A 16,356-nucleotide genomic window follows, 5' to 3' on the forward strand; every position below is an offset into this window, starting at 1 on the left:
CGGCGGGAGGGCCGGGGCGGGGCGGCTGTCGGGCCGGGCCGGTCATGACTCGTCCTGCGGAGCCCGCGGCACCTCCCCTCGCCTGCCCACCCCGATCCTGACGGCGCCGAAGAGGACCTTGGCGATCACTCCCACCACGATCAGATCGATGGCCATCTGTACGGTGGTCAGCGCACGGGCGGTCTGGCTGACGGGTGCGATGTCTCCGAAGCCCACGGTCGCGAACACGGTGACCGTGAAGTACAGCGCGTCGGTCCGGTTCAACGGTTCCGCGAACGATCGCGGCAGCTCCTGCGAGAGCAGGAAGTACGACGCGGAGAACAGCACGAGGAAGAGCGGTACCGCGGTGGCCAGGGCTTCGATGGCGCGCAGCCGCGGATGCTCCGCATGGGTGATGGCAGCGATCTGCCAGGCGATCAGGCCGCCGAAGAGGGCCAGGCCGCACACGAGCAGTACGACGGTCAGGACGCCGAACCCGCTGTCCAGCGGGGCCAGGTAGTACAGCGCCGTGAGGAGGACCACCGAGGCGGCTGCGCGGAGCAGGTGCCCGGCCAGCAGGCGGACGGACCAACGGCGCGGCTCAGGCAGCAGCCGTGGGCGGCCTGCCACTCTCACCGGCCTCCCGGATCGCCGATCGGCCCGGTATCGGCCTGCCCCGTGTCCTCGAACTCGTCACTCATGACTACTCCTCGCACGCCACTGGGCGACTCCCGCGCCTCCCTTGGCGGGCAGGGTCCTCCCGCCATTGCAGCACCCGTGCGATCGACCCGCACTTCTGGACTCCTGGGCGCTCCGGGCCTCCGGCTCAGCGCGTGAGGTCGTAGAGGCTCCGGCTCACGAGCCACAGTCCGAGGAGGAGGCAGGCGATCACAATGGCCTGGTCCTTGCGTCTTGACAGCCACGCACGGAGGTCCGTCAGCGCGAGCGCGGCCTTTTCGGGCGCGAACACCATGTACAGCTCCATGGCCAGGAGGCTGGACGTCGCGAGTACGCAGAAGGCCAGCAGAGCCAGGTACGCACCACGATGGGAGAGGTCCGCCTCGATGACCGTGGCGGCTCCGGCACCGACCATGCCCCAGGGCTGAAGGAGCACGGCGAGCGTGGCCGCCGACCAGCCGGAGACCGGGTCCATCCGGGATGTCAGCGACGTCCCGGCGGAATCCGACCCCGCAGATGACGGGGTGGCAGCTGCGATGCGCCGTCGGCGGCGCCGGTGCTCGCCGTACAGGACCAGCCCGGTGCCGATGGCCAGCTTGGCCGCCAGTGCGGCGGTGGAAGGCGGCGAACGGGGCTCGGGCGGCTCCCCGCCCGTGAGCAGGAGCACGATGGCGATCACGACGACGAGGCAGGCGAGCCAGGCGGTGATGAAGACCAGTCCCTTGCGCACGCCCCCGGGCGCGGCGAGCACCAGTACGAACGCCGTGATGGGCAGCGGGTAGAGCGTGATGACCAGGCCGATGACGAACAGGTCGAGCACCATGGCCACGCACCCCGAATCGCAAGGACCTCGCGGCGGGCATAGCGGCGGCGAGGCTCGTCGGTCCATCGTTGCGCGCCCCTGTGGCCGACGCAAAACGTGGGGTTTCGCCCTCGCATGCGGACGGCCCGCACCGGAGCCGCGAGCGACTCGTGACCGGCTCCCGGGCGGGGCCCGTTCCGTACCGGGCGCCTATACGGCGTCAGGGGCTGCCCAGATCAACGGATAGGTGTCGCACCCCGTGCGTTGGACCCACTCCAGCCGGTCCCGCAGGACTCCGTGACGGTCGCCCGGACTCCGTTCCACCAGCCTGGTCAGCAGCGTGCGCATGCCGCGCAGTGCCATCGGGGAGGAGACCGCGGCGAAGACGAGGTCGTCGACGGCCGTTCGGACGTATTGATCCCAGTCGGGCACCGGGACCGACACCCGCAACTCGCCTTCCTCGTCCGGGAAGTACCCGATGTCCAGGTCCCGGCCGGCGAGGCGTGCCAGCAGGTCTTCCAGGCGGTCCATGCAGTCCACCGCCGTGGCCGGGTCGTTGACGGCTGGGGAGAGGGCCCGTAGCGCGATGTCGACCAGCAGCCGGAACGGCAGCTGCGGGTCCTGGTCGAAGGTGCGCTCCACGCCCGTCACCATGGAATCCCGCAGCATCTGTTCGGAGAGGGCACCACCCGACACTTCGGCGAGCACCGTGCCCGGCGACACGGTGAGTCCCGGGGCGACGCGGAAGGCGATGGAGCAGTGGCGTGCCTTCGCCATGTCGGCCAGTGCGCCCACGTCCATCTGCTGGACCACCGCCGCCGGTCCCGACCAGCGGACGGTGGTGCCGCCGATCGTCGCCGGAGGTACCGCGGGGGCCCTGCCCGGATCGTACGGCCGTACGTACAGCGCATCGAACAGCTGGTGCGCGCGGGTGGCGATCGCGGTCAGCGAATGGGCGAGCTGGATGGAGCTGAACGCCCTCATCTGGAGCGTCCGCATGAAGGCGAGCGCGACCAGTGTGAGCAGCATGGCAAGGAAGGGGACGAGGGCCGAGGCGTTCTTCCTCGTGCCGATCGCCAGCCCCGCGGTGATGCTGAAGACGAACACCCCGACGGTGAAGGCGAACGCGCGCCAGACGATGGGCTCGTCCCGGAAGAGGCCGAGGCGGGGGGTGAAGGTGCCGGCGGAGAACTGCACGACCAGGAAGAGCATCGAGTAGATGATGCTCACCAGGCCGATGACACCGAACCCGATGCTGAACAGGAGGGTCGTCACGCGTCCGGCTTCCACCTGCGGACCCACCGACAGCATCGGGACCAGCAGCCCCAGCGCCAGTCCGACGACCGCGCAGAGGAGCTGGGACAGGTCCCTGCGCACGGCGCGCGCGGGCCGGGGGAACAGCGCACCCCGCTGACGCCGTGCGGCGGCTCCGGAGCGTGCGGGAACACCGGTCGAGCCGGTCATCCAGCCTCCTCAACGGTCCCTGCGGATGCAACGCCGGTTCACGATGCAATCACGGGAGCGGTGAGACCGGGTGGCGAAATGCCGGATACGGGCAATTCCGTCATTGTTCTCGGGGAAGGGCCGTCGTGGCGGCCGGACACCGCGCCCCGAGGAGTCTCACCGTGCCTGGACCGGAGGCGGGACCCCGCCTGCGCACCGTCCCCCGCTGGATGCGCAAGCACACCCCGCTCCTGAGCCGGCTCCTTGAGCAGTTCGGAGCCGTGAGGGTCCTGGATTGCGCGACCAGGCTGGCCGCCCAGGCCTTTCTCGGCGCGGTTCCGGCCGTCTTCGTCATCGCGGCGCTCGCTCCCGACTGGCTCCAGGATCATCTCGTCTCGTCCATCCGGACGACGTTGGGGCTCCATGACGCCGCGCTGGACCAGGTGCGTTCGGTGTACGCAGCCGACGATCTCACCGCTGCCGCGAGCACGGGCGGGGTGGGAGTCGTGGTGACGCTGCTGTCGGCGACCGCATGCAGCCGCGCCCTGCAGAAGACGTGCGAGCGCTCCTGGCACCTGCCCAAGTCCAAGGCCCGGGTCGCCGCCTGGCGGTGGCTGGCCTGGCTCGCCGTCTGGCTGGTCGCCCTGCTGTTCCAGGGGCTGGTGCAGACGGCCTTCGGCACCGGCCGCGCCACCGGGTTCACCCTCGCCGCGGTCAGCGGAACACTGCTGTGGTGGTGGACGCAGCACCTGCTGCTCGGCGCCCGCATCCCCTGGCTGCCGCTGCTGCCGGGTGCGGCTATGGCCGGCGTCGGGGAGCAACTGCTGACGATCGCGTCGAGGGTGTACATGCCCCATGCCGTCGACCGCAGCATGCAGCAGTTCGGCAGCCTGGGTTCGGTGTTCGTCCTGCTGTCCTGGCTCATCATGTTCTTCGTCGTCGTCACCCTCGCCATCGCCGTGGGGTACGTGGTGGCCCACGAACCGCTCCCCGCGCGCTGGCTCCGCACGCCTGCGGATCCCTCGACCCTGTGACGTTGCGCGCCTACTGCTCACGAGACGAGGACCTTGGTCTTGGCGTGCTCGTACTCGGCTGCCGTGAGGTCGCCGCGGTCCTTGAGCTCCGCCAGCCGGGACAGCTCGTCGGCGGCGCTCCTGACGCCGGCACTCTCCTGCACGTAGGAGCGGAACGCCTGCTCGTGCTGCCGGGCCCTCTTCAGCTCGCGTTCGCCCATGCCCCGGCCCCGCGCGATCAGGTACACGAACACGCCCAGGTAGGGCAGCAGGATGACGAAGGCGGTCCATCCCGCCTTTCCCCAGCCGTTCATTTCGTCGTCCCGGAAGATGTCGCCGACGACGCGGAAGAGGAGCATGAACCACAGCACCCAGAGGAAGCACAGCATCATGGTCCAGAACATGTTCAGGAGCGGGTAGTCCACTGCCAGATCGAGCATCGCGCCGTTCATAGCCGGTCTCCTGTCGGTGGGGGTCGTGCCTGGTCTGAAGAATTTCGACGGACCCGGGCCGTCACCGGCCCGTGCGCACCGGTCGCCGGGTCACGCCGGTTGCGGAGCGAAGGGATACAGCTCGTCCGCCCCGGGCTGCACCACGCCGTAGCTGCTCTCCGGTACTTCGTTCCACGCGCCGGGCAGGTCGCCCAGGGGTTCGGAGACGACGAGGCGGGTCTCCTCCGAGACGTCCCGCAGGAACGCGACATCGGGGTGCAGTCTGCGCAGCGCGTCCACCCGGCTGCTGTAGAACAGCGACCGGGACGTGTGCCCGCTGGAGTAACGGAAGGCCCACAGGCGCTCGCCGTCGGTGATGGCGAGCGTCATCTGGAGCGGGGCCTCGACCCCGTGATCGCCGGCCGCGCGCTCCACCACTCCCGCCATCCTGGCCACGGCGGTCGGCGGGTCCTGTTCCAGACCGAAGGTGAGGGCCAGGAAGAACATCACCTCGGAGTCCGTGGTTCCCTCGATGTCGGCGTACAGGGCGGGGTCGACGAGCAGGGTGAGGTCCCGGCGCAGGAGGTGGAAGCCGGCGATGGCGCCGTTGTGCATGAACATCCACCGGCCGTGACGGAACGGGTGGCAGTTCGACTGCTGCACCGCCGTGCCGGTCGACGCACGGATGTGGGCGAAGAACAGCGGGGAGCGGACATGGTCGGCCATCTCCCGCAGGTTGCGGTTGTTCCAGGCGGGGCCGACGTCCCGCAGGAGCGCCGGAGAATCGTTGTCCTGCGTGTACCAGCCGATGCCGAAGCCGTCGCCGTTCGTCGTTTCCACACCGAGCTTGGAGTGCAGGCTCTGATCGATCAGCGAGTGGGCCGGTTTGTACAGGATGGTGTCGAGCAGCATGGGGGTCCCCGAGTACGCGAGCCATCGGCACATCTGCGATCACCTGAGTTCCCACTGCCACCCGTTGCCACGGACGGTATGTCCGGCTCGGGGTCCCCGCTCAGCCTCGTTGCCTGCGCGGTCGTCGGCAGTCCCTTCATTCTCCTGGCCCTCTCCGATGATCGCCACGCAGGCAGGACCGTGAGCACCGTGGGGTGGCACCCCAGGGCGGACGCGAGGGCGAGGAGGAGCAGCACGCCGGCGGCGAGCCGGCGCCCATGGGCCTGTACCCGTTCCGGTGGTGTGGTGGTAGGACACACCCTGCGGGGCCCGATTGTGATGACGCGCCGGTCGACGGGCGAGGGGCCGACGTGATCCCCCCCTTGAGAGCCCGGACATGCGATCACGGAGCAGTCGTCCAGGTCCAGCAGGTCGGCCCGGCGAAGCTCGGCCAGCAGGGCGGCGTGCAGGCGTGGCCAGACGCCGGCCTCGGTCCAGTCCCGCAGCCGACGCCAGGCCGTCACTCCGGAGCAGCCCACGGTCTCTGCCGGGACATCGCGCCACGCGACACCAGTCCGCAGCACGTACATGACACCGGCCAGTGCCGCCCGGCCGGGAACTCGCAGCCGCCCGGGGTAGCGGCGGCGGCGTTCGGGCGCAGGCGGCAGCAGCGGGGCCACCCGCTCCCACAGGTCGTCACGAACAAGATCAGCACGCACTCTGGACACCCTGCCGGCAAGATCACCCAGCACGAGCCCGCAACTCAACTCATTCTGAAACGATCAGTAAGAGGTCGCTTCGTCCGATGTTTTAGGCGTCGAGCTGGGCCATCGCGGCCGCGACGTTCGGCCAGGCCGGGGAGGCCAGGATCGCGTCACGCAGCAGGCCCGGCGGCATCGTCGCCTTCAGCAGATCGGCCCACTGGTCGGTGCCCTCCGCCTTCGTGTGGGCCGCGTCGGCCACGACGGCCTGGTGGACTGTGGCGGTCATGCGGCCCATCTGCGGCGTTACGTGCCGAGGTCGAATCCGTCCTGCTGGAAGCGACGAGCTGGCGGGCCATCACCGACCAGTCCGCACCCGCACCAGTTCGGCGAGGATGTCGCCGCCGAGGACGCCGCGCAGCTGGTCATCCCACCACCCGGGCCATGCCGACGGCCCTCGGCACCCGGGTGCTGGTCGCATACGCTGAGGCGCACTGATGTCCCCCTCAGGCGGCCGCCCGACAGCTCGCCGCAGCAGAGCCCCGCACCCCGGAGGTCCGGGGCCCTTCCGTTTCGGGCTGGGCGCGGGGCGTGATGCTTTAGCGCGGGTTCGATTCCCGTCATCCGCTCTCGAGAAAAGGCCCAGGCCGGCGGCCTGGGCCTTCTCTTTTTCTGCAGACGAATTTGCGTGACGCGCCCCGCCTTCGCATCCCGTGGCAGCCTCGTCCCGTACGCGAGGCCGGAGCGCCGACAGATCAGCGGCACCTTCTCGGACCGCTGGCCAGCATGGATGATCGCGCCCTTCGCGTGCCTTATCTCAAGGGAACGCCCTGCACAGGAAGCGTCGCGTGCTCTCCAGGTGGGCGGCCGGATGCCGACATGACCTTGGGGCCAGAGCAGGCTCTCTGTCACCCCAGCCAGGACCACTAGCCTCCGGCGTAGGCTGACACAGCAGGTCCGGCCTTCGTCAGCGCATCGGGAGCGCGCTGACGGGGAACTCTCGCGCCGAGAACTGCGGACCGCAATCCTGGGTTCCCTCGCCCCTGCAGAGGAAGAGTGTTCCGTTAGGACTCATGCTCGGCACCGAGCGCAGACTGAAAGCCGTCGTGCCCGGACCGCACTGGGTGGCGTCCCTCGCGGCCGGCGCACTGCCGATGTCGAGCTTCGCCCAGAGGGAATAGCACTCGTTACCAGTGTTCTTCAGCTCGCCCTTGATCACGAGCGCGGTAAGCACAGAGAGCGGAAGTTCACGTTCCGTATGATGATTCCCCGTGACCAATGCGCTTCCGTAGGCCTTGGACCAGCTGCCCTCCGTCGCTGATGCCGGGCTCATGGCGAACGAAGAGACAGCTAACGCTATGGCGGCGACGGCCACCCTGGAGCGCATGGCGCATCCTTTCGATGTCTGAAACTGACACTACTTCTCATGCGGGTCAGAAGGTGAGCGCCGGCAAGCATCAGCTCTCACCCCGCGAGGGTGCGCTGTGGGCACGGCGAACCGCGGGGCCGATCCCGGCGGCACTGCCGATCCCGATACCGAGGCCCAAGCCCATGCCGATGTTGTCGAAGACGAAAAGCCCGAGCAGGAGCCCTACGGCAACGCCGAGCGACATACCCACGGCCAACCCGATGGCTATGGAACGGGTACCGGATTTACCATCATGTGTCATACACGCATTGTGCCATGTGCGACCCCGTCTGCGTCTTCTGATGGCTCGCCATAAGTACTCAAGACAAGCCAGATTGCTCGGTTGCCAGGATTCCGAGTAGCGCCTCTTCCCGCGGGAGCACTCCCAGCCGGTTGCACATCATGTGGGCCTGGTGGAAAACCAGGTGCCCCGCACTATAGGGAACACGGCTGGCCTCGGCCCTGCCGAGGTATGCGGATAGAACCTCCTCCCAGCCCCGTACCCGGACCCGCACCTCAGGATCGAGTGCCATCTCGGCAGATCTGCCGCGGATTCCCGCCTCGTCGGCCTCTGCGGCGTTCCGCAGACGCGTGCGGAGCTCTTTGGCCTCTCGTCCGCCGTCATGGGTCCACCAGGCGAGGTGGCGCTCCCAGAACCACGCGGTGTCGGTGCCTTTGCCGTGGTTCCGCAGGGCAGCTGCCGAGGCGCGCAGCAACAGTGTTGCGAGGGCGGCGCGGTCGGGGTGGCGCGGCAGGTTTCCGGCCCACAGGGCGAGGTCGCTGGAGTGCTGGAAGACCTCTTCCGCGAGTTCGGTCCCCAGGGGCCCTCCGTACTTCCCCTCCTCGGGTTCGTAGAGAGCCGTTTCGACTCCGGCGTGGCTCCCGCTGAACGGGCGCAACTCGAACGGGACCAGGGCTCCGCGGTTCGGGACGGGCTCGCGGCCGAGTGCTTCGAGGTCGCGGGTGATCTGCGGGAGCATGCGATGGAGCCGGTCCACCGTGTCGCGCTCACCGTGGATCCGGAGCCTGAGATGCGGTCCTTTCCAGTCGGTGTACTGGATGAAGAACCATTGGTCCGCTCCGAGTTCCCGCGCGAGATCGACAAGTGGCGGCAGGCACCGGACGACGGCCTGGTCCAAGTGGTCGAGTCCGCCGGGGTAGAGGCGTGCGTACCACCAGTCCGCCTGCAGGAGAGGGTTCTTCACGAGCTCGCCTCCGCGCTGTGGGTCCCGGGCTCATCGTCGGGCTGGGCGTGGCGCGAGGGGCGGTGCCAGCGCAACAGGGAAACGTGTTCTGCCGCCCTGTGGCTCCCGCTGTCGTCCCGCAACCAGTACGCGGAGCGGTCCGGGCACGTTTCGGCGAGCCGGACGGCCGTCGCGTCCTTCGCCCTTCCGATGTGGTTTGCCGCCGCCCAGATCGCGTGCGGGCTCAGGAAGGAGAGCCAGAAGGGCTTTCCCCGGGAGGAGGCCACTTCCGCCGCCGTGAAGGGGCATTCGACGGACACGAACACCTCGTCCGGGAGACCCAGGCCGATACGCCACCGGTGCACCCGCCGGAAGTAGGCCGACGGCTGCTCACCCTTGGCCGGCTGGGGCAGGGCTTCGGGAGCGATCCGCCAGGTACGGCGTCCGAGGACCAGGCGGTCATGGACCCTGCGCGGGATCACTTCCATGTCCTCGCCGGTGACGGGTGGAGATCCGTCCACCGGGTTCGGCGTACAGCACAAGCGGGATCCGTTGATCCACGGGTCGGCGAGGCACAGCAGCAGCCGTGCGACGCCGGGGATGAGGTGCTGCGGCACGACACCAAGGTAGACGGGCGCGAGGGTACGACCGGTGCAGTCGGCGAACTCCAAGGTGTCCGTGACCGGGCAGTGGCTCATGGTCGCGGGTGCCTCTGCATGCACGGCTCCACCGGCGTGGGAGGGTTCCCCCGGCCAGCGGAACGCGGTCAGCACGCCGTCGGCCGCACGGTGCATCCCGTTCACGTCACCGGACAGGGTGAGCTGGTGCGGTGCGGCGTGCGGGAACAGGTCGGCGATCCAGTCCTGCAGATGCCGGGTGAGCCCGGCGCGGTCGGCTGCCGGGCTGTCCAGCTGGTGGCGGAAGCGCGCGAGCAGCCCGCCCACTCCCGAGTTGTACTGGTTCACCACGATCCGGTAGTCACCACGCCGGATGGCGTCGGCGGATCGCGCCGCGACCTGGTACAGCACGGCTGCCGTCGGCGGCGCGCTGGACGCGGACACGGGCAGCCACGCGCGGTCGGTGGGGCGTCCCGACTCGCCGTGGTCCTTCTGCAGCGCTCGGTAGAGGTTCCCCTCGAACCCGGGGGATGCTGCGACGGCCCAGAGGAACTCGAATAGGTCGGGGCAGTGCCCGCCGGCGCCGTACCGGGCCACGAATTCGTCCCGGAGCCAGTCATAGACGTGCGAGCGGAAGACGTAGGGGCGCAGGAGACGACCCAGTTCGGCGAGATCCTCCCGGACGGCTTCGGCCGGCAGGCCCGCCGGGACGTCGGACAGGGCGTCCTCGTACACGGCGTATGGGACGGCGGGCCGCGGATCGTCCGCGGCGTCGGAGCCGATGCGCGCGGCGAGCCGGTTGACCGACCGGGCACGTTCGCTCCCGGACAGCAGGTGCAGTCCCGCTGCCTCCTCCCCGAGGTCCTCCAACAGCACACGGGTGCGCCGCGCGACTGGGTCGGAAAGGCACTCCAGGCTCTGTGCGAGGGCACGGACGGGGTGGGGGTCCGTCGCCGTCCAGGGGAGCACGAGCTGCAGCAGCCCGGTGTCGAGCAGTCTGAGGAAGCCTCCGAACGGGTCACTGCCCCCGATGCGTACGAGCGCCTGGGTGATCGTCATGCGGGGCCAGGAGGCCAGTGCTCCGATCAGCTCGACGTAGCGGGAGGCGTCGGCGATCGAATCCGTGCGCCAGGCTGACTCGCCCGAGCCGGGATAGGCGGGAGTCAGCAGGTACGCGCGTCCCCCCGGTCGGCGCACCGACCTGTTGGGCTCCACCTGGAAAGCGGCGGCGAAGCGCTCGTCGCGAGCCAGGGTGTCGAGCCAGGCGCGGACGTGCTGCTGATCCACGTAGCTGTGGCCGGTTCCGTCCGCTTCCCCGCCCTCCAGGGCCAGTGCCGTCAGCCGGGAGAACGGACTGGTCTTCGCGGCGGCCCTGGAGACGTAACCGAGCACCGAACGGGCCGCTTTGCCGTGCGGTTCGAGCGGTTTGGCCGTCACGTGATCGAGCAGGTGGGGGCTTGCCTGGGCGAGCCCCTGGGCGAAGACCGGCTCGGAGAGGACGTCCCGCAGGCGTTCGGTGGCCCGCGTGGTCTCCTCTTCGTACAGGGCGTCGGTCCGGGTGCGAAGTGAGGAGAGGTCCCGCATGGCGTCGAGCCACTCGGTCAGCGCGCGGGCCGCCGGGCCGCCCAGCGTTTCGCGCAGCCCTGCCATGACGTCCTCCGGCAGCTGCACCGGACGGCCGTTGTGCACGCAGCGGCGCAGCTTGAGGAGCGCACGGCGCAGGTGCGGGGAGTCGTCGAGTGTCGGGACGGCGGCGTACAGGGCATCGGAGAGGAAGCCGGCCCCATCGGCGAGCTGCTTCTCGTACGCCGCCTCCTGGCGCAGGGAGTCCGAGGTGCAGGGCAGGGCGAGATCCAGCGACTCCACGGGCAGCCGGTTGATGCGGTGCACCGCCCATGCGGACACCACGGGGCTCAGCCCGCCAGGAGCGCGGCCCTCGGGCTGCGCAGGCCGCGCGGCCGCCACTGGCGTGGCGTCCGGCAGCGTCAGGGGCTGGGGTGCGGTCGGGAGGACAGTCATCCGAGGAGCCCTTCGATGAGGTGCCACCACCACGTCAGGACGACCCCGACCATGAACACTCCGTAGCAAGCACACAGGACGCCGAAGGCGCAGTAGCCGGCACGCTTGAGCTTGCCGCTCACGAGCAGATGACTCGGCAGCGGAGCCCTTGTGACCATGTGGACGAGAAAGGCGAAGGACCGGCCGCGGAGGTTGACGGAGCCCATGGCGGACTCCAGTGCGTGGTATCCGTCCGAAGGAAGCAACGGATTCAGGTTCACGATCATGAGCAGTACTTGCAGTTGGAGGAGCGCGCCGGCGATATCGTGTACGGCTCCGCTGGTGTGCAGCAGGACCAGAGCGGTGGCTCCCGCCCAGATGGCGTCACTCATGGGTCCGGCGAGCGCGATGAGGGCGCGCGGTGCGCGTCCCCGCACGCGGTAGGCGTCCGTACGGTCCACGTACGCCACGGGCATCACGTAGAGCATGAGGGTGATGCCTGCCTCCCGGACCGGCACCCGCAGGGACTGGCACACGAGGGCGTGCGCCAGCTCGTGTACGGCGATCTGGAGCATCAGCAGGAGCGCCGCGATCCCGGACCAGACCGTGTAGTCCGGCAGGCTCCGGGTCGCAAGGGCGTACCCCGCCGTGGACAGACCCGCGACCGTCAGCACGATCCACATACCGACCACCGCGGGTACGGGCAGCTTCTGCAGTACCTTGGCCACGGGTTCGAGCAGTATGTGGACGGAGCGGGTCAGCGGCTTGCGCGGCATCCTCTGCCGCAGCGAGTACTTGAGGACCCGTTCCCGGCGCGTCTCGTCCTGTGGTTCGAGGGTGAGGACCCCGGCCTGGCGGAGCTCCGTCAGGAACCGGACGACAGCGGTCTCGGCGCGAGCCGGGTCGGCGGACGGTGAGGCCACCCGGCGTACCACGTCACGGGCGGTGGTCTGTCCGTCGAGGAGCGTCAGGATGACGGTGCCCGCCTTGGACACCGCCACGTACTTGCCTGTGTCGGAGTCGAAGAGGAGGGGGCGGCCGTCGAGGCCGTCCGTGAGTTCGATGGTGTCTTTCACGGCCAGCAGCTCGGTCTCGAGCCATGCAGTGTCCGCGCTGCTCGTTTCCCTGGTCGCCGCTTCGCTGCTTTCGGGCACGGCGTGCTGCTGGTGCTCGGCGGCGGGTGATCGCATGAATGGCTCCTGAGGGGATAATGCTGGGGCCGCTGTCCGGCCGGCACTCTGAGCCAGTGCCGGCCGGACAGCGTCTTCATCCGGATGTCAGTGGTTCGGTGATCAGCCGGCCGAGGAGGCGGAGCTGGCGGTACCGAAGCACGCCGCCGGGCAGCTGGCCGATGCAGCGGTGCCGAAGGAGGCGGCGGTGCCAAGCAGGGCGCTGTCGCCGAGCGTCTCGACCGTCATGTCCTCGACGGCCAGGTCGATGATCATCGCGTCCTGGATTTCGAACGTGTTCATCATGATGTTCCTTTCAATGGGATTTCAGTGGTACCGCGGTCGCTGGTGCGGTCGGGGGGTGATCAGCCCGACGAAGACGCGCTGCCGCCGGTCGAGGCGGTGGAGGCCGGGCAGGTGGCACTGCCGAACGTGCCGATCGAGCCCCAGGTGCCCAGCAGGGCCGCGTTGTCGAGGACCTCGGCGGTCAGCTCGCTGGTGATGTCCTCGGCGAAGAGGTCGAGGTTGATGGTCTCTCCCACTGGAATTTCCTTTCGTGAAGGCGGGTTGGAGGCGGGGCTCAGCCTTGGGAGCTGGCCGTGCCGGCGGTGGCGACGGTGGAACCGAGCAGGCAGCCGAAGGTGCCGGCCGTCGAGACCGAGGCCAGCGACGAGTCGTTGGGCAGCTCGTCGACCGTCAGGGCATTGGTGTCCTCAGCAAAGAGGTCGATGACGAGGTCGGAGTGGTTGGGCATGACGCCCTCCGTTCTTGTGTTGTTGATGACCGGCGGCTGTAGATGCGAAAACCGCCGTATGGAGCCGCACCCCTTGTCGGAGGGCGGAGTCTGGGGTGGTGCGCCTCTGGTACCGAGGCGTCACTCGGCGTCCGCAGCGTGGCCGCAGGCGAACGCCAGCAGCTGTGCGCTGCGGTAGCCGTCGACCGGCAGGAGGGGCTTAAGGGCCGAGGAGAGGAATCCGGCGAAGATGCTGCCGACCAATCCCCGGTCCAGAGCAGTGAGCCAGGCAGTGTGAGCGGCGGCTCCAGCCCGAGTGAGCAGTAGCCGGTGGCCATGCTCACCGTGGCGGTCCAAAGACGCGGCCAGCGGGCCGCACACCATGACGATCGCGGGTGCGTGTGCGAACTCCAGCTGGAGGACGAGTTCCGCGGCCGCGTCGCCGGCAGGGAGATCGGCGAGCCGGACGAACCCGTCTCCCGCCGGCGAGTAGAGGTACAGTCCCGCGGGCAGTCCGGCCACGTCGCGTGCCGCCACGAGGAATTCCAGGCCGGCACCCGCGTCGTGGTCGGGCCATGCCTCCCGGTCGAAGGCCGCGGCGCGCTCGATGACGGCGGCGAGCACGTCGTCCGCGACAGGCTGCGGCGCGTAGGTACGTACGGATGCCCGGCGGCGCAGTAGGGTTTCCAGCGGTTCCTCGCCTGCGGGCGCGATCCCTGCGTGGATCCGTTGCTTCCCCTCACCGGCGGACTGCAGGGTTCCGCGCAGTCCGGTATCCGGTTTGGCGGGTTCCGTGCTCAGGGCTGCCGGGTCCAGTCGTGAACGCAGCTGGAGTTGCCGCATCAGCTCGTTGTGGTCCAGCAGCGCGGGGAGCGGTGGCGTCGTCTGCATGGTCAGGCCTCGTCTGCGATGAGGGGGCGGAGTTCCACGACCCCGGTGATGGGCTCGGCGTCCAGGTCGAGGTCGAACGCGGCGGCCAAGGTCACGTCGTCCCACCGGTCCAGCGGGCGGGCCATGAGCCCGAAGGAGCGGGCCGCGTGCACCAGCTGGGCGACCGCCACTCCGGCATCGAGGTGCACGATGCGCCAGGCGAAGGTGGAGTACTTCGATGCGACCCGTGCCAGGGAACCGGTGAGGACGAGCGTGGCTGCGGCGTCCGCACCGGGCAGCCGGGCGGGGTCCACGGCATCGGGCAGTCGCGCCAGTCGGTGGGCCGCCTGGTCGTAACCCCAGTAGCCCGCCGGAACACCCTCGACGTCCCTGATCACGGCGTGCAGGTTGGGGGAGCCGAGGTTGCCGCCGGTGGGCGCCCAGCGGGGGACACTGGGGCGGCCCGGCGCCGATTCCTCCTGCCGCCCGACGGCGAGGAGGAGCAGGGACGCGAGATGTGTCAGGTCTGCCTGCCCGGCCGCCGTCGTCTCGGACGGCTCCAACGGAGTCTGAGGGTGGATCCCCGTTCGGGGAAGTGTGAGCGTGCGGGCGCTCGGCCACCGCTTGCTCTCGTGCTGCAGAGCGATGTTGCCGGGCTTGTAGTGCATCTGATGATCACGGGGATTCAGTAGCTTGCGCGGCGGGAACGCGACCGAGCTCTCGAAGGCCAAGGCGAGCGGCACGTCCGCCGCGGTAAGGGAGGACCGGGAGTCCGTACGGTCCGGCACTGGCGCCGTGACGTACATGTCCTGGCGCCACGACTCCAGGTCGGTCCGGACCATGCCGCGCAGCACGGACACCGCGCCTACCCGGCTGGTGATGGCTGTCACCTGACCTGCAATGAGGGCGGTGGCCATGGTGTGCACGGCAGCGTCGCCTGCGGGGTCGTGATGGTCCTCCGGGGGCTGTGACCTGCGCTGCCGGTCGGCTTCGCCAAAGGAGACGGTGAACTCCGGATCGATGTAGGGGCCGAGGTCCAAGGTCGCGCCGTGTAGGTGAGCGGGAAGCATCGGTATGCCGCGGGTGGCGCACCACTGTGCGGTTTCGCCCAGATCCGCGCGGCCGCCCTCATCGACGGCCACGAGAAGGTTGGGGACACCGTGCAGCGCGGCGGCCGACGCGACGAGTTCCACCTCGCCGAAGCCGTTGTCCAGCAGAGCGTCTCGGAGTCGTACGCCGGTCTCTCCGTTGGCCACCACAGCCACACGAGTGGTGCTCAGCCGATCCATCGCCTCGGCCGCGTTGCGGTTGACGCGGGTGGAGTCCAGGCTGCGGGACCAGAACACGGCGGCGGGGCCGTCGGCCACGGCTGCGCCGGAACCTTCCTCCAGGAGTCCACAGGTGTACAAGAGCGCGACGACCTGCTCGATGTGCTGCACCGGCACGTTCGCCTGCTCGGCGAGTTGTGCCACGTTCCGCGTTCCGTCCAGGAGTGGCAGCACCCGCGGTGTCAGATCACGGGCTGCAGCTCCCCGAAGGACCTGCCGAGTGGGAGCGCCCTCGATAAGGATCCCGTCGGAGAAGGGTACGACGACCAGGCCACGGCACAGGGACGGTCGTTCGGGGGCGCTGAACTGGGGGTCTTGCGCAACTGCGCGGCGCATCTCCTCTGCGGAGATCAGCTTGTTGTCGGCCACGGCACTACCTCACTGATGAGCGGAAGTCGACGACGCGGCCTGGGGCGCGTCAGAGTGGGTGACCGCGCCCTCGTCGAGGGGGGCCAGCAGGGGTGTCAGATCCCGGGCGAGGTCCGCCCAGGTGGACTCGGCCGGAACCGTCCCTGGCCGGCGACATCGGGCACATGCGTGCACGGCGACGACGCGTCCGCCGGAAAGGTGCTGTTCCAGAAGGTGCCAGTGCCGGACGGTGCCGGCGAAGCGGTCGGTCTCGCCGGCATCGAACCGCCGCAGCACGTCCAGGGCCATCCCGGCGGCCATGTCCACGTGGTGGGGCAGGAAACCGTCGGGGCCGGACCCGGGGGAGTCGTCGTAGTGTGCGTGCAGGGTCGCGAGGTGGGTCGCGTCCCGCTCGTGCTGCGCCCTGCGCTTGCGGAAGCAGCGGTAACAGGCACCGGCCCCAGGGACGACCAGGGGGCCCACCCGCAGCCGGGGGTGCTCGGCGAGCACGGGGAACCACGGGGTGCCCCAGTCGGCCGAACGGGCGTCGAGGATCTCGACCAGTCTCGGCGTTTCCCGCCAGGAGGCGAGAACACGCAGGTCCGCGTTGGGCCAGCTCGCGGACAGCTCCAGCGAACCGTCCCGGTCAGTGGAGATCTCGAGGTCGTTGCGTTCACGGCCCAGCCGGTCGGCGACGGCCTCACCGAACCCGCCTACGGCGAGCACGTGCACCTTGGTCATTGGCTTCCCGTTCATGTAAATG

General features: G+C 69.4%; 17 protein-coding genes and 1 pseudogene. 1 reads left to right on the top strand and 17 read right to left on the bottom strand.

Features of this window, described 5'->3' with window-relative positions; all coding sequences use genetic code 11:
• Positions 1 to 42 precede the first annotated feature (42 nt).
• The 3 genes from ABZY31_RS10395 to ABZY31_RS10405 form a co-directional block, all read right to left on the bottom strand.
• Positions 43 to 609: an ion channel gene (locus ABZY31_RS10395; protein ID WP_356407169.1), complete on the bottom strand. Its 567-nt coding sequence runs from the start codon at positions 607 to 609 to the stop codon at positions 43 to 45.
• 196 nt (positions 610 to 805) lie between these two features.
• Positions 806 to 1,480: a GAP family protein gene (locus tag ABZY31_RS10400; protein WP_356407172.1), complete on the bottom strand. Its 675-nt coding sequence runs from the start codon at positions 1,478 to 1,480 to the stop codon at positions 806 to 808.
• A 189-nt stretch (positions 1,481 to 1,669) separates the two neighbouring features.
• Positions 1,670 to 2,923, bottom strand: a complete 1,254-nt coding sequence (locus ABZY31_RS10405; protein WP_356407175.1) for a DUF2254 family protein — start codon at positions 2,921 to 2,923, stop codon at positions 1,670 to 1,672.
• Between the two features lie 161 nt (positions 2,924 to 3,084).
• Between ABZY31_RS10405 and ABZY31_RS10410 the strand changes: the two genes are divergently transcribed.
• Complete coding sequence (locus ABZY31_RS10410) at positions 3,085 to 3,936, top strand: YhjD/YihY/BrkB family envelope integrity protein (protein WP_356407178.1); 852 nt, start codon at positions 3,085 to 3,087, stop codon at positions 3,934 to 3,936.
• A 17-nt stretch (positions 3,937 to 3,953) separates the two neighbouring features.
• On the opposite strand, the gene ABZY31_RS10415 is transcribed toward ABZY31_RS10410, so the two are convergent.
• The 14 genes and pseudogenes from ABZY31_RS10415 to ABZY31_RS10480 all read right to left on the bottom strand — a co-directional run bounded on the left by ABZY31_RS10415 (position 3,954) and on the right by ABZY31_RS10480 (position 16,349).
• Positions 3,954 to 4,367 carry an SHOCT domain-containing protein gene (locus tag ABZY31_RS10415; RefSeq protein ID WP_356407180.1) on the bottom strand — a complete coding sequence of 138 codons (414 nt, stop codon included), beginning with the start codon at positions 4,365 to 4,367 and terminating at the stop codon, positions 3,954 to 3,956.
• Positions 4,368 to 4,457: 90 nt separating this feature from the next.
• Positions 4,458 to 5,291, bottom strand: a complete 834-nt coding sequence (locus tag ABZY31_RS10420; RefSeq protein WP_356407183.1) for a class II glutamine amidotransferase — start codon at positions 5,289 to 5,291, stop codon at positions 4,458 to 4,460.
• Between the two features lie 293 nt (positions 5,292 to 5,584).
• Positions 5,585 to 5,956, bottom strand: a pseudogene (locus ABZY31_RS10425) (transposase); the annotation flags it as partial.
• A gap of 91 nt (positions 5,957 to 6,047) precedes the next feature.
• Complete coding sequence (locus ABZY31_RS10430) at positions 6,048 to 6,227, bottom strand: hypothetical protein (protein ID WP_356407186.1); 180 nt, start codon at positions 6,225 to 6,227, stop codon at positions 6,048 to 6,050.
• A gap of 1,168 nt (positions 6,228 to 7,395) precedes the next feature.
• The gene (locus ABZY31_RS10435) at positions 7,396 to 7,608 is read right to left on the bottom strand and encodes a hypothetical protein (protein WP_356407189.1); all 213 of its coding nucleotides are present in this window, start codon (positions 7,606 to 7,608) and stop codon (positions 7,396 to 7,398) included.
• Positions 7,609 to 7,666: 58 nt separating this feature from the next.
• Entirely contained in the window at positions 7,667 to 8,551 is an 885-nt protein-coding gene (locus ABZY31_RS10440; protein WP_356407192.1) for a thiopeptide-type bacteriocin biosynthesis protein, read from the bottom strand.
• On the bottom strand, positions 8,548 to 11,166 hold the full coding sequence (locus tag ABZY31_RS10445) for a lantibiotic dehydratase (protein WP_356407195.1): 2,619 nt from the start codon (positions 11,164 to 11,166) through the stop codon (positions 8,548 to 8,550). The genes ABZY31_RS10440 and ABZY31_RS10445 overlap by 4 nt, the downstream gene beginning before the upstream one ends.
• Positions 11,163 to 12,335: a PqqD family peptide modification chaperone gene (locus ABZY31_RS10450; protein WP_356407198.1), complete on the bottom strand. Its 1,173-nt coding sequence runs from the start codon at positions 12,333 to 12,335 to the stop codon at positions 11,163 to 11,165. The genes ABZY31_RS10445 and ABZY31_RS10450 overlap by 4 nt, the downstream gene beginning before the upstream one ends.
• 102 nt (positions 12,336 to 12,437) lie before the next feature.
• The gene (locus ABZY31_RS10455; protein ID WP_356407201.1) at positions 12,438 to 12,617 is read right to left on the bottom strand and encodes a thiocillin family RiPP; all 180 of its coding nucleotides are present in this window, start codon (positions 12,615 to 12,617) and stop codon (positions 12,438 to 12,440) included.
• A gap of 62 nt (positions 12,618 to 12,679) precedes the next feature.
• Positions 12,680 to 12,856 (bottom strand): thiocillin family RiPP, encoded by a 177-nt coding sequence (locus tag ABZY31_RS10460; RefSeq protein ID WP_266503949.1) that lies wholly within the window; start codon positions 12,854 to 12,856, stop codon positions 12,680 to 12,682.
• 38 nt (positions 12,857 to 12,894) lie between these two features.
• Positions 12,895 to 13,068, bottom strand: a complete 174-nt coding sequence (locus ABZY31_RS10465; protein ID WP_356407204.1) for a thiocillin family RiPP — start codon at positions 13,066 to 13,068, stop codon at positions 12,895 to 12,897.
• Between the two features lie 120 nt (positions 13,069 to 13,188).
• Positions 13,189 to 13,938 carry a nitroreductase family protein gene (locus ABZY31_RS10470; RefSeq protein ID WP_356407207.1) on the bottom strand — a complete coding sequence of 250 codons (750 nt, stop codon included), beginning with the start codon at positions 13,936 to 13,938 and terminating at the stop codon, positions 13,189 to 13,191.
• 2 nt (positions 13,939 to 13,940) lie between these two features.
• Positions 13,941 to 15,389: a hypothetical protein gene (locus tag ABZY31_RS10475; RefSeq protein ID WP_356407210.1), complete on the bottom strand. Its 1,449-nt coding sequence runs from the start codon at positions 15,387 to 15,389 to the stop codon at positions 13,941 to 13,943.
• Between the two features lie 234 nt (positions 15,390 to 15,623).
• Positions 15,624 to 16,349, bottom strand: coding sequence for a TOMM precursor leader peptide-binding protein (locus tag ABZY31_RS10480; RefSeq protein WP_356407213.1), 726 nt, complete (start codon positions 16,347 to 16,349; stop codon positions 15,624 to 15,626).
• Positions 16,350 to 16,356: the final 7 nt, after the last annotated feature.

Source organism: Streptomyces sp. NPDC006529 (genome assembly GCF_040611795.1).
In the GTDB taxonomy this organism is placed as follows: Bacteria; Actinomycetota; Actinomycetes; order Streptomycetales; family Streptomycetaceae; genus Streptomyces.